Origin of the sequence: Flavobacterium sp. (assembly GCF_041392085.1) — a bacterium.
Taxonomy (GTDB): domain Bacteria; phylum Bacteroidota; class Bacteroidia; order Flavobacteriales; family Flavobacteriaceae; genus Flavobacterium.
In genome coordinates this window covers 15,168-28,263 of sequence record NZ_JAWKMW010000015.1, presented here as the reverse complement: position 1 = coordinate 28,263, position 13,096 = coordinate 15,168, and the positions used below count along the sequence as shown (strand labels likewise).

The following is a 13,096-nucleotide window of genomic DNA, read 5'->3' as shown; positions in this document are numbered from 1 at the left end:
ACCCAAAAAAAGACACTTTTTTTGGGTTTCGTTCGGGATTTGTTCGGAAGAGCTTCCGTATTTGTTCGGAAAACACCCTCTTTTTCCGAACACGGTTCGAACAAAACCCGAACGAATCTCGAAGCAAACCTTTTTTTTGGGGAAATTTTGTAGGAAAAGAAAGGTACTGAGGTACTGAGGTTTGTTTTTTGCTGATGAAGAGAGCCATTTTTAATAGAGAAATAGGATAGCATTCACGAATCTGTTTCCATCCGCTTTCGCTAAGCGAATCAAAAAATCATTTGCATCCTCTCCATCCGCGTCATCCGTGTTCCTAGTAAAAGAAACGATAGTTAACCGCCAATTCGCAAATTAAGTATAACCGACAACCAACAACCGACAACAGACAACCAAAACATATACCAAATTGACAATTTATTCCAAAAAAATAATCGCTTTTCAGAATTTGTTTCCTATTTTTGTGACACTTTTTTTTAAACAGATTAACGTTTTACTACTATGAACATACACGAATACCAAGGAAAAGAAATATTAGCCGGTTACGGCGTGCGAATCCAACGTGGCATTGTGGCAAACAGTCCGGTTGAAGCCGTGGCAGCCGCTAAACAATTAACCGCAGAAACCGGTACCGGATGGCACGTTATCAAAGCTCAAATTCATGCCGGAGGAAGGGGAAAAGGTGGCGGAGTGAAGTTGGCTAAAAACCTGCAACAAGTCGAAGAGCTTGCAGAGCAAATTATTGGTATGCAATTGATTACACCGCAAACACCACCGGAAGGAAAAAAAGTACATAAAGTATTGGTTGCCGAAGATGTTTACTATCCGGGAGAAAGCGAAACATCAGAATTTTACATGTCGGTTTTATTAAATCGTGCCAAAGGAAGAAACATGATTATGTATTCTACCGAGGGCGGAATGGATATTGAAGAAGTGGCCGAACACACACCTCATTTGATTTTTACAGAAGAGATAGATCCCGCTGTGGGATTACAAGCTTTTCAAGCTAGAAGAATTGCCTTTAATTTAGGTCTTTCGGGTACTGCATTCAAAGAAATGGTGAAGTTTGTAGATAGCTTATACAATGCGTACATTGGTTGCGATGCGTCGATGTTTGAAATCAATCCGGTTTTAAAAACGTCAGACAACAAAATCATGGCTGTAGATGCCAAAGTAAATATTGATGATAATGCGTTGTACAGACAAGCCAAAATTGCTGATATGCGTGATATTCGTGAAGAAAATCCGATTGAAGTAGAAGCAAAAGAGGTTGGTTTGAACTATGTTGATCTTGACGGAACCGTAGGTTGTATGGTGAATGGAGCCGGTTTGGCCATGGCTACAATGGATTTGATTAAGTATGCCGGTTTTGAGCCTGCTAACTTTTTAGATGTGGGTGGAACAGCGGATGCAAAACGTGTGGAAACAGCTTTCCGTATCATCTTAAAAGACCCGAACGTAAAAGCGATTTTGATTAACATCTTTGGAGGAATCGTGCGTTGTGACCGTGTGGCTCAAGGTGTTGTGGATGCCTACAAAAATATGGGAGATGCCATTAAAGTGCCCATCATCGTACGTTTACAAGGTACAAACGCTGAGATTGCAAAAGAATTGATTGATAATTCCGGGATGCCCATTTTATCGGCAGTACAATTCCAAGAAGCAGCAGACCAAGTGAAAGCAGCTTTGACAAAATAATTTAATTATGTGATAAAAAAACCTGAGCTAAGCTCAGGTTTTTTTATTTTAGGTTTGTTTGATTTATGTTTATTCTTCTGTTTTTCCAATTTCTTCAATTTCGCTGGCTACTTCAATAGGTAAAATAGAATTGTACGCAGTGTACAAAAAAGAATACCAAAACGGAAACGTAAATAAGATACCGATGCATAATCCTATTAAACCGACAAGCATAAAAATGACACTCACAATAGCCAGCCCTAATAAAATAAGCCATTGTTTGCTAACCAGTTTGATGCTGATAACTATGGCATCCAACGCTTTTTGCTCTCCATAAATAATCAATGGAACAGCCAACATAGTGAAAAAAGCAACCACATAGGTTAAAAGTGAACCAATAATAGGAAAGGCTAAAAGTTCAAAGCCTGTAGCAAAAGCAAAATTTATAATAGCCAATACCGAAGCTGCAACAAACAACTCTTTGAAATAGGAAGTTTTATAATAATCAAAAATGGTCCCAACCGAAAAGTGCTTGTTGGTTTGAGCCAAATGAGCCAGTTTAAAAAATCCGGCTCCTATTGGGGCAGTTAAACCGGCAAATGCAATCATGATTAAAAAGTAAATCAAGATACCTACTACCGAAAAGTTCATCGGGTTAAATTCGGTTAAAGTTCCCATCATATCGGCTGCTCCAAAGGCTATGGCTGCAATAGAACCAAAAAAGGCAAACGCAGCAATCATAATGAGTAAAAAGGCTAAACCACCTACTAAAGCAATTTTTTTATAATTCTCAAATGCTTTTTCGATTACGGTACTAAAGTCAAGATAGTAACCATCTTGTACAACTTGATTGATTCGTTTAGTCATATTATTTTCCATATATTGTTTTTAGTTTATAGCCAAGATAGTAATTTTTTAATGTATTTCAATTTATTTTTATAAGGAGCGTAACGTAGAGGTACATCACCCCATGTTGGTTTTTTAACAATGCCTTTTTTGTGTGAAAAGGAATCAAAACCGAATTTTCCATGGTAAGCACCCATTCCGCTATGACCAACACCTCCAAAGGGAAGGCGTTTATTGGCAAATTGAATCATGCAATCATTTATGCACCCACCTCCAAAAGAATAAACGGTAATCATCTTTTCGGCAAACTCTTTATTTTTCGAAAAAACATAAAGAGACAACGGTTTTTCGTAGTGAGATATAATTTTATGAATGTCTTTTTCATCGTGATAGGAAAGGATGGGTAAAATAGGGCCAAAGATTTCGTCTTTCATCACTTCACTGTTCAAATCGGGTTCATCCAATAGGGTAGGACTAATGTATCGACTTTCTTCGTTTGAATTTCCGCCAAGTATTACTTTTTTGGGGTCAATCATGGCTTGTAATCGCTGCCAGTTTTTGGTGTTAATGATACGGGCAAAGTCAGTTGACTCTTCCGGATTTTCACCATAAGCTCTTGTAATTTCTTTTTTAAGTAAGGCAACAAAGTTGTACTTCTCTTTTGCTTGTATTAAAATATAATCCGGTGCAATACAGGTCTGACCGGCATTTAGGAATTTTCCCCACACAATCCGTTTGGCAGCAATTTCCAAATCTGCTCCTTCATCAATAATGCACGGATTTTTTCCGCCTAATTCTAGGGTTACGGGTGTTAAATGTTTTGCTGCCGCTTGGGCTACAATTTTACCTACGGAAACACTACCGGTAAAAAAGATATAATCCCAGCGTTTTTCGAGTAATGATTGGGTAAATTCAGCTCCACCATGTACCACAACGGCTTCTTTGACATCAAATACTTTTTCTACAATTGTTGTAACAATTTGTGCTGTGTTAAACGCTAGTTCCGAAGGTTTTAATACGACTGTATTTCCCCCTGCTATGGCTGCAATAAGCGGACACATCGTCAGTTGAAAAGGATAATTCCACGGCGAAATAATCAGTACCCGTCCATACGGTTCAGTATAAATAAACTCGGAGGAGGGTAAATTTAGAATTGATGGCCAAACACGTTGGGGTTTAGTCCATCGATTGATATTGGCAATCGTATGTTTTAAATCGGAAATCACATAATGGGTTTCCGTGATATAGGATTCAAAAGGAGGTTTCTTAAAATCTTTATGCAGTGCTTCACTAATTGCTGACTCGTTTTTTTGAATAGTTACGAGTAGTTTTTTGAGCAATGCTTTTCGTTTTGCTACAGAAATAAATGAACTCATTTCAAATGGGTTTGAACAGGCATTCAAATATAGGGGAAAAAATTAACTTTTGCCCAATCCCAATCGATATCCTACATAAAAATCAGCTTGTTTACTGTCGTTAATCAAAGCCGTAAAAGCAGAACCGGAACCTATAAAGAAGCCATAAATTCTAAACCCAATTCCGGCATTGAATCCGGCAATTTCGGTTTGGGATAATGGGGCAAACACCTCGAAATTTTTTAACGAGAAACGCGGTGTTAAGGTAATTACATTTTGTGCGGTTATTTGATCATTTTTGGAATCATCGGTTAATTTTTGTTGTAAAAACGCCGAAACATATAAGGTTGGAATGATTTGTAAATCTGCATAAGCATTCAAAACACTCGGCAATTTAACTTTAAAATCTTTTGAAGAAGAAGTAGTGGTTAGGAATCCGCTATCAACCAAAATTTGTTCCACTTCTTGCAAACTGTCAACATCTTCAAATTGAGATAAATTTAAACTTTCAGTACCTTGAATAACTAAGTTATAGTTTGTAGAGGAATTATTTTCATCTTTAAAAGTCATTCCACCAATATTTCTAACAGAAATTCCTGAATTAAATTTGTAACCGTTATTTTCATCTTTAATGGTAAACGTTCCTCCAAAATCAACAGCAAAGCCATTTAAACTTCCAAAAACGGAATCAGAATAGCTTTCAAAATCAGAAAAACTGCTACCCAAATTGCCCGAATAAGCAATATTAAGGGAAGCATTAGCATTAGTTAAGAAAGCATTTCCGCCAATGTAGTTTACTGTTCCGTTAAACTGATCGGCTCCAAAATTAGCATACGACCCCGGGAATAACAGTTTAAAAGTTGCTCCTCCATTTAATTTGTATTTGTCGGTTTCCCATAAACTTCTGGCAGTAGAAAGTCCGATTTCGCCATAGGTTGTTCCCACTAAACGTTGGTTATAATTTCCGTTTAAGGTTGTAAAATTTACTAACGAATTTAATCCGTTGTTGGCGATGGCATCACCAATATTAGCATCTACATCTACTAAATTTAGTTTTCCGTACACTTTTGATGTAATGGCAAATCCCCATTTTTGATGTTTAAAAGCGAATCCGGGACCAGCAACTTCCACATCAAATCGCAAATTCACCGGTTCATTACCTCGAAAAATTAAATCTTCAATATCTTCATCACTATTCAAATCGCTAAAACCAATTTTGTTGTTAGAAACATTGATGCTGGTAGCAAAAAGATTTACTTCCATTCTTGAAGTAAGATTAGCTAATTCAGCAGGATTGAAATTTGCGTTAAGAATGCCAATTCGCTTGGAAGTTCCTATCCCGGAAAAATGTTCTTGTGCAAATGAGCAAATACTAAATAGGATAAAAGCTGGAACAATTAATTTTTTCATAGTGATTATAGTTAATTAGTTTCAAAGATGCTATTTCTTTTGTAAAAAATCAATGCCTATAAATAGGTATTTTAATTTGGATTAGAAACAATCGAAAAAGGAATTTCCCTACTTTATAAACGGAAAAAGTTAGTGTTTAGTTTCAATAGATTGCCAAAGAACATCATTTGGAACCGGTGCAATAATTGTTATTTGTTCTTTGGAAACCGGATGAATAAATGAAAGTTTACGGGCATGAAGATGAATACCTCCATCTGAATTACTGCGGTCTGAACCATATTTTAAATCGCCTTTTATCGAACAACCTATAGCTTGTAATTGAGCTCTGATTTGGTGGTGTCTTCCGGTATGAAGTTTAATTTCTAAGGCAACATAATTTTCCAGTTCCGCTATCACCTTATAATCTAAACTTGCTTTTTTACTCTCCGGTACTTCCTTAATATGAGCTTTAGCGGTATTGTTTTTCGGATTTCTTTTGATATAATGAATTAATGTATCCTCTTGGTTAGGTGGTTTGTTTTTCACCACTGCCCAATATGTTTTTTGCGTTTCACGAGAACTGAACAAATCATTCATTCGGGTCAACGCTTTACTGGTTTTAGCAAAAACAACGATTCCTGATGTAGGTCGGTCAAGCCGATGAACTACGCCCAAAAAAACGTCGCCTGGTTTGTTGTATTTTTCTTTAAGGAATTCTTTCACAATGTCGGGTAGCGGTTTATCTCCCGAATTATCGCCTTGTGCAATGTCGCCAACTCTTTTATTTATTACAATGAGATGATTGTCTTCATGAAGAATTTGTAAATTATCTTTTGTAGTAATTATTTTCATCTTCAAATTATCTCATTGATTTAATCGACACATTGCCACATCGACAAATTACCATATTAATATTGTTCATTAGCATTTGGAAAGTCTAACGATTTTACATCCGTAACATATTGTCCGATGGCTTTGGTCATCTCTTCATACAAATTCATGTATCTTCTTAGGAATCGTGGACTAAATTCATGCGTCATACCAATCATGTCATGTAATACTAACACTTGCCCGTCCACACCACTGCCTGCACCGATTCCTATAACCGGTATAGAAATGCTTTCGGACACTTTTTGAGCTAATTTGGCCGGTATTTTTTCTAATACTAAAGCAAAACAGCCGATACGTTCTAATAACTTGGCATCTTCTACTAATTTTTCCGCTTCCGCTTCTTCTTTCGCACGAACGGTATAAGTACCGAATTTATAAATGGATTGAGGGGTTAGACCCAAATGACCCATCACCGGGATGCCGGCATTCAATATTTTTTTGATAGAATCTTTGATTTCACTACCACCTTCTAATTTTACGGCATGGCCGCCACTTTCTTTCATAATACGAATAGCAGAACGCAACGCCTCTTTCGGGTCAGATTGGTAAGTCCCGAAAGGTAAATCAACTACCACCAAAGCCCGTTCACATGCACGTACTACACTGCTGGCATGATAAATCATTTGATCTAATGTGATGGGTAATGTAGTTTCATGTCCTGCCATTACATTACTGGCAGAGTCACCCACTAAAATTACATCAACACCGGCAGCATCAACAATTTTCGCCATCGTAAAATCATACGCTGTGAGCATAGATATTTTCTCACCATTCGCTTTCATATCAAAAAGAGATTTGGTAGTAATGCGTTTGTAGTCTTTTTTTGCTGTTGACATTTTATGTAAATTTAAGTAACGAATTACAAATGTAAGGAATGTTTATTTGTGTCTTAAAATATTTTAACAAAGATGTTCTTTGGTGGCAAAAACTTACTACTTTAGCTAAGGATTTTTTACACTTTAAAAAATGACTTCAATCCTTTTGGCAATTGCCATTTTAGGTTATCTATCGATTATTTTTGAATCGCCAATTCGCATTAATAAAACCATCACATCTATTCTAACGGGGTCTTTATGTTGGATTGTCTATGCCTTCTTGTATCAAGGAAATCAACACGATGTTTCTGAAAAATTGGTACAGTACTTTGGTGAAATTGCCGGGTTGCTTATTTTTCTCTTGGGAGCTATGACAATTGTTGAATTGATTGATTTGCACAAAGGATTTTCGGTCATTACAAACCGGATACGAACCAAGTCGGTTTTAAAATTATTATGGATTGTTGGCGGCATTACTTTCTTTATGTCTGCTTTACTCGATAATTTAGCAACCGCCATTATTATGATTACGTTGTTACGAAAGTTAATGCCCAAAAGTGAGACCAGGATGACGTTGGCCGGGGTTGTGGTGATTGCGGCTAATGCAGGAGGAGCCTTTAGTCCGATTGGTGATATTACAACAACATTACTTTGGATTGGAGGGCAGGTGAGTGCCTTTGGGATCGTAAAAATACTTTTTCTTCCTTCATTAATGTGTATTTTGGTTCCCTTACTTATTGCCAGTTATCGCATGAAAGGATTTACCATGCTTCGCGTTCAATTGTCTATGGCTGAGGTGATTAAGGAAGAAAAAATGCGAGGCAGTGTCAGTGTTTTTTTGGCCGGTGTTTTTGGCTTGGTGATGGTGCCTGTAATTAAATCAATCACGGGTTTGCCTCCTTTTATTGGGGTGTTAATGGCGTTGGCTTTTGTTGCTTTGGTTTCAATTGTTTATCATCGGCATAAATCGTTGGAGGAAAAAGAAAAATATTCGGTCGCCTCTGCCTTATCTAAAGTGGATGTGAGTTCGATACTTTATTTTATGGGTATTTTGTTGTTGGTTTATGTTTTAGAAGAAGTTCAAATTTTAAGTCAGTTATCTGCCTTTTTACAAGAAAGCTTACCCAATAATAAAGTAATGATTGTAGCCATTGGCGTTTTATCTTCCATTGTAGATAATGGTAGTTTAGTGGCTGCTACACAAGGAATGTTTTCTATTTCAGAATACCCAATAGATGATTCATTGTGGGAATTCATTGCTCTTTGTGCCGGAACAGGTGGTAGCATGTTGATTATAGGCTCTGCAGCCGGAGTGGCTATTATGGAGAAAGAAAAAATGACTTTTATGTGGTATTTGAAAAAAATTACACCGTTAGCTTTAGCAGGATATATAGCCGGAATTGTAACGTATTTGATCATTCATCTACTGATACATTAAACGCTTAATCTATGAAAAAAGTTTTCATTCTAGTATTGGTATTCTTTTGTCAATTTTCTTTTGCTCAAGAAAGTGAGGTGCAACAAACGATTGGTATTTTTTTTCAAGCTTTTCACCAAAGAGATTCCACCGCTTTAAAGAAAGTTTGTTCCGAAAATTTGGTTTTACATTCCATTTCCGAATCGGAAAAAGGGGCAAAATTTTCTGTTGAAAAAGCTTCTAATTTTTATAAATCTATTGCCTCAATTCCATTATCTATAAAATTTGAAGAAAAAATTTTAGGTTTCAAAGTTCAAGTTGATGGCACAATGGCTCACGTTTGGACACCGTATGAATTTTATGTGAATGACAAATTGAGCCATTCCGGAGTGAATTCTTTTCAACTTTATAAAGAAAATGATGTTTGGAAAGTGGTGTATATTTTGGACACGAGGAGGAAGTAACTAACAATCCGCTAAATTCACCCCAACAGCCAATCCACCTTCACTCGTTTCTTTGTATTTAGAGTTCATGTCTTTGGCGGTTTCCCACATGGTGTTGATTACTTTATCTAACGGAACTTTTGCATTTAAGGCATCGGTTTCTAAAGCTAACTCGGCTGCATTAATGGCTTTAATCGCTCCCATTGTATTGCGTTCGATACAAGGAATTTGAACCAAGCCACCAATCGGATCACAGGTCATTCCTAAATGATGTTCCATGGCAATTTCGGCAGCCATGGTCACTTGAGCGGGTGTTCCGCCCATTAATTCACAAAGTGCTGCTGCTGCCATGGCACTGGATACGCCAATTTCCGCTTGACAACCACCCATCGCAGCTGAAATCGTAGCTCCTTTTTTGAAGATACTGCCAATTTCTCCGGCAACCAGTAAAAATTGTTTGATTTCTTTTTCTCCTGCTTGATGATTTTCAATAACCATATAATACATCAAAACAGCAGGAATTACACCGGCACTTCCATTAGTTGGAGCGGTAACTACTCTACCAAGAGCAGCATTTACTTCGTTTACTGCCAGTGCAAAACAGCTTACCCATTTTAGAATTTGTCGGAACTTCACTTCTGTTTTTCGAATGGTTTCCAACCATTCTTGTGGGTTGGAATACGGAAGTTCGCCTTTTAATCCCAAATGCATGTCATATGCTCTTCGTCGTACATTTAATCCGCCGGGTAAAATGCCTTCCGAATGACAACCGATGTACATACATTCTAACATCGTATGCCAAATTCGCATCAATTCGTTATGAATTTGTTCTTCTGAACGCATTGATTTTTCATTTTCATACACAATTTCAGAAATCGATTTATTTTCTTTTTTACAAAAAGCGAGTAAATCATCTGCATTGTTTGTATGATAAGGGAAAGCACATTTTATTTGGTGTTTTATTTTGGCATTACTTCGCTCTTCTTTTACCACAAATCCGCCTCCAATGGAGTAATACGTTTCACTAAATTCTTTACCTGAAGTAAATAAAGTAAAAGTTAATCCATTGGCATGAAAGGGAAGAAAGTTTTTGTTGAAAACAATATCTTTTTCTATATCAAAATCCAACAGCAATTCATTGCCGAGTTTAATTTTTTTATTTGATTTAATCGATTGAACAATATCGTCAATAGCTGCAACCGGTATGGTTTCCGGGTCTTGTCCGCTCAATCCGAGCATAACGGCATAATCGGTTGCGTGCCCTTTTCCTGTTAAGGAGAGGGAACCAAATAAATCTACCTTTACTCTCGTGGCTTGATTTAGAATATTTTCTGTTTTACATTCGGCTAAAAAACGTTCGGCTGCTCTCCAAGGTCCGAGTGTATGTGAACTTGAGGGTCCTACACCAATTTTTAACATATCAAAAACAGAAATACATTCTTCCATAACTAAATCGTTTTAGTAAGGCAAATATAGTGTTTTGTTGGAAGGTTATTCAAACGAGTTTCTTAAAATATAAAATTGAATAATTAACTTTTCTTTATTAGTTTGTGTAGTAACTTTTCAGTTCAACCGTTCAAAAAATAACCTATATTTGACTTTTAATTTTTTTAAAATGAATTCATTTTACAACCTACTCTTGTTTTTTTGTTGTTTTATTGCCTTTTCACAGCCTAAATCTCCTTCGGAATTTTTACCCAATTACGGCAAGCAAGTCACTTATTATCATCAAGTAGAGGCTTATTTTGAACAATTAGTTCAAAATTCAGATTGGATAAAACATCAGAAATATGGCGAAACCACACAAGAAAGAAGCCTCAATGCTTATTATATCTCCACACCCGAAAATTTAAAAAATATAGAAGAAATCCGCAAAAATCATTTGTATGAAATTGGACTTTTTCCGACTAAAACAGATGCAAAAGCAAAAACAATTGTGTGGTTAAGTTTTAATGTTCACGGTAATGAAATGGGTGCATTAGAAAGTGCTTTGTCAGTCGCGTATGAATTGGTCAATCCAGCAAATAAAGAAACAAAAAAATGGTTGGAAGATTGTGTTGTTATTTTAGATCCTTGTTTAAATCCGGATGGTTTTTCGCGTTATGCCAATTGGTTACGTGATGTTTCAGGAAAAAAAACGCATCCCGGAGTTACGGATAGAGAACACATGGAGCCATGGCCCGGTGGAAGACAAAATCATTATGTATACGATTTAAATCGCGATTGGGCTTGGCAAACACAATTGGAAACACAGTTGCGAATGGATTTGTATCATCAATGGATGCCCATGGTACATGCTGATGTGCACGAAATGGGATATAATGAACCGTATTTTTTTCCACCGGCGGCCGAACCTTATCATGAACAAATTGCTCCTTTTCAACGTGATTTTCACAAAAAGATAGGGGAGATTACATCTAAGAAATTTGATAGAGAGGGTTGGATGTATTACTCTAGCGAACGATTTGATTTGTTTTATCCGAGTTATGGCGATACTTATCCGTGCTATAACGGTGCAGTTGGGATGACGTATGAACAAGGTGGAATAGGAGCCGGACGAGCTGTTTTGTTAAAAAATGGGGAGGTATTAACACTTCAGAACAGGATTGAGCATCATTCTAAAGCCATACTTACTGTGGTAGAACTTTCGTATGTACAAAAACAAGAGTTAATTAAAGAATTCAGAAGTTACTTTAAGAATAATCGAACAAAACCGAAAGGAAAATACCAAACCTATATTGTTAAAAACAGTCCCAAAAATCAAGAACTTTCCGTTTTATTAAATCGAAATCGTATCGAGACAACTTTTGCAAATGAGACCAAAAAACTAAACGGTTATCATTATCAATCGAATAAAGACAAAGCTTTTACAATAGAACCGAATGATTTGATTATTAAAGTTGATCAACCCAGAGCAGTTTTAACACAAGTTTTATTTGAACCACACCATAAATTAACGGATAGCTTATCGTATGATATTACGGCTTGGTCATTACCGCTGGCTTACGGAGTAGAAAGCTACGCTTTGAAAGGAAATTTACCTATTAAAACAAAAGCAAAGGTAGATTTTATAGTTCCTTCTAAGACCTCAAATGCTTATGCTTATTATATACCTTGGAATAACAGAAGTTCTGCTCGTGTACTGAGTAAGTTACACCAGCATAATATTAAAGTTAGAACTGCTTTAAAAGAAGTTTATTTTGGAGATTTAAAAGTAGAACGAGGTGGTTTGGTTGTTACAAAAGGAGATAATGTAAAAGTGGATAATTTTGAGGAAACGCTCCAAAATTTACTGGTAGAAAAGCATGATTTTGTTGCTTTAGAGAGTGGTTTTGCAACTAACGGTGGCGATTTAGGCGGGGAAAATTATCCGCTTTTAAAAGCTCCAAAAGTTATCGTTTTGGGTGGAAGTGGGGTGAGCAACATTGATTTTGGTCAAGTTTGGTTTTTTATGGATCAAGTGATTGAGTATCCGGTAAGCATTGTCGAAGTACAACATTTCAACCGAATCAGATGGAGTGATTTTAATACGTTGATTTTACCAGAGGGTTGGTATGGCTTTTCTGATAGTCAGAAAAAAGAAATTGATAACTTTATTGATAACGGCGGAAAAGTAATTGCGATTGGTGGTGGCGTTGCCCAATTTGAAGACAGAGAAGGGTATCATTTAACCAAATTTGCTACCGAAGAAGAAAAGAGTGAAGCTCAGAAAATGCAAGAGGAAGCCGAATTAGCCGATCGTTTTTTAGATTATGAAAACAATGAAAGGCGTTCAATTTCAGGGTATATTCCTGGGGCAATTATTGAAAATGTGCTTGATAATTCGCACCCGTTAACATTTGGATTAGGGGATAAATACTTTAGTTTAAAAACCACTCAATCAAATTTTAAACTTTTAAAAGGAGCACAAAATGTCATTTATGTACCCAAAAACTACCAAAGTTTTGGCTTTATTGGTAATAAATTAAAAAAGACACTACAAGAGACTGTTTCGTTTGCAGTGGATAGTTACGGTAACGGAAAAGTAATTTATATGATTGATAATCCATTGTTTAGAGGGTTTTGGGAAAATGGCAATCTATTGTTCAGTAATGCATTGTTTTTGGTAGATTAGACTCGTAATAAAATGTCATAATGTCATATTTTTTCTGATGCGTCAGTCAAAATATGACATTTTTTTTAAGTTTTTATGCTTGGCATAATCCTTGTCTTTCAGATAGCAAGTTTACAAAACGAATTAAAAACAAGTCTTACAAATAAAAAAAT

At 36.4% G+C, this 13,096-nt stretch carries 10 protein-coding genes; 4 read left to right on the top strand and 6 right to left on the bottom strand.

The window, feature by feature from the left end:
* Positions 1-498: 498 nt before the first annotated feature.
* Positions 499-1,695 carry an ADP-forming succinate--CoA ligase subunit beta gene (gene sucC / locus R2782_RS12285; protein ID WP_371268546.1) on the top strand — a complete coding sequence of 399 codons (1,197 nt, stop codon included), beginning with the start codon at positions 499-501 and terminating at the stop codon, positions 1,693-1,695.
* 69 nt (positions 1,696-1,764) lie between these two features.
* Here the strand turns inward: sucC and R2782_RS12280 are convergent, their stop codons facing one another.
* The 5 genes from R2782_RS12280 to panB form a co-directional block, all read right to left on the bottom strand.
* Positions 1,765-2,553, bottom strand: a complete 789-nt coding sequence (locus R2782_RS12280) for a hypothetical protein (RefSeq protein WP_371268545.1) — start codon at positions 2,551-2,553, stop codon at positions 1,765-1,767.
* 14 nt (positions 2,554-2,567) lie between these two features.
* Positions 2,568-3,896 carry an aldehyde dehydrogenase gene (locus tag R2782_RS12275; RefSeq protein ID WP_371268544.1) on the bottom strand — a complete coding sequence of 443 codons (1,329 nt, stop codon included), beginning with the start codon at positions 3,894-3,896 and terminating at the stop codon, positions 2,568-2,570.
* 42 nt (positions 3,897-3,938) lie between these two features.
* The gene (locus tag R2782_RS12270; protein WP_371268543.1) at positions 3,939-5,285 is read right to left on the bottom strand and encodes a hypothetical protein; all 1,347 of its coding nucleotides are present in this window, start codon (positions 5,283-5,285) and stop codon (positions 3,939-3,941) included.
* Positions 5,286-5,414: 129 nt separating this feature from the next.
* The gene (locus R2782_RS12265) at positions 5,415-6,116 is read right to left on the bottom strand and encodes an RluA family pseudouridine synthase (protein ID WP_371268542.1); all 702 of its coding nucleotides are present in this window, start codon (positions 6,114-6,116) and stop codon (positions 5,415-5,417) included.
* 56 nt (positions 6,117-6,172) lie between these two features.
* The gene (gene panB / locus R2782_RS12260; protein ID WP_371268541.1) at positions 6,173-6,991 is read right to left on the bottom strand and encodes a 3-methyl-2-oxobutanoate hydroxymethyltransferase; all 819 of its coding nucleotides are present in this window, start codon (positions 6,989-6,991) and stop codon (positions 6,173-6,175) included.
* Between the two features lie 130 nt (positions 6,992-7,121).
* Between panB and nhaD the strand changes: the two genes are divergently transcribed.
* Positions 7,122-8,408, top strand: coding sequence for a sodium:proton antiporter NhaD (gene nhaD, locus R2782_RS12255; protein WP_371268540.1), 1,287 nt, complete (start codon positions 7,122-7,124; stop codon positions 8,406-8,408).
* Between the two features lie 11 nt (positions 8,409-8,419).
* Positions 8,420-8,851, top strand: coding sequence for a nuclear transport factor 2 family protein (locus tag R2782_RS12250; RefSeq protein WP_371268539.1), 432 nt, complete (start codon positions 8,420-8,422; stop codon positions 8,849-8,851).
* Here the strand turns inward: R2782_RS12250 and R2782_RS12245 are convergent, their stop codons facing one another.
* Positions 8,852-10,276: an L-serine ammonia-lyase gene (locus R2782_RS12245; RefSeq protein WP_371268538.1), complete on the bottom strand. Its 1,425-nt coding sequence runs from the start codon at positions 10,274-10,276 to the stop codon at positions 8,852-8,854.
* 169 nt (positions 10,277-10,445) lie between these two features.
* Between R2782_RS12245 and R2782_RS12240 the strand changes: the two genes are divergently transcribed.
* Positions 10,446-12,944 (top strand): M14 family zinc carboxypeptidase, encoded by a 2,499-nt coding sequence (locus R2782_RS12240; RefSeq protein WP_371268537.1) that lies wholly within the window; start codon positions 10,446-10,448, stop codon positions 12,942-12,944.
* Positions 12,945-13,096: the final 152 nt, after the last annotated feature.

Excerpts from the sequence above, each read along its gene's own strand:
- sucC (WP_371268546.1), top strand. The coding sequence starts at position 499 with ATGAACATACACGAATACCAAGGAAAAGAAATATTAGCCGGTTACGGC.
- R2782_RS12280 (WP_371268545.1), bottom strand. The coding sequence starts at position 2,553 with ATGGAAAATAATATGACTAAACGAATCAATCAAGTTGTACAAGATGGT.
- R2782_RS12275 (WP_371268544.1), bottom strand. The coding sequence starts at position 3,896 with ATGAGTTCATTTATTTCTGTAGCAAAACGAAAAGCATTGCTCAAAAAA.
- R2782_RS12270 (WP_371268543.1), bottom strand. The coding sequence starts at position 5,285 with ATGAAAAAATTAATTGTTCCAGCTTTTATCCTATTTAGTATTTGCTCA.
- R2782_RS12265 (WP_371268542.1), bottom strand. The coding sequence starts at position 6,116 with ATGAAAATAATTACTACAAAAGATAATTTACAAATTCTTCATGAAGAC.
- panB (WP_371268541.1), bottom strand. The coding sequence starts at position 6,991 with ATGTCAACAGCAAAAAAAGACTACAAACGCATTACTACCAAATCTCTT.
- nhaD (WP_371268540.1), top strand. The coding sequence starts at position 7,122 with ATGACTTCAATCCTTTTGGCAATTGCCATTTTAGGTTATCTATCGATT.
- R2782_RS12250 (WP_371268539.1), top strand. The coding sequence starts at position 8,420 with ATGAAAAAAGTTTTCATTCTAGTATTGGTATTCTTTTGTCAATTTTCT.
- R2782_RS12245 (WP_371268538.1), bottom strand. The coding sequence starts at position 10,276 with ATGGAAGAATGTATTTCTGTTTTTGATATGTTAAAAATTGGTGTAGGA.
- R2782_RS12240 (WP_371268537.1), top strand. The coding sequence starts at position 10,446 with ATGAATTCATTTTACAACCTACTCTTGTTTTTTTGTTGTTTTATTGCC.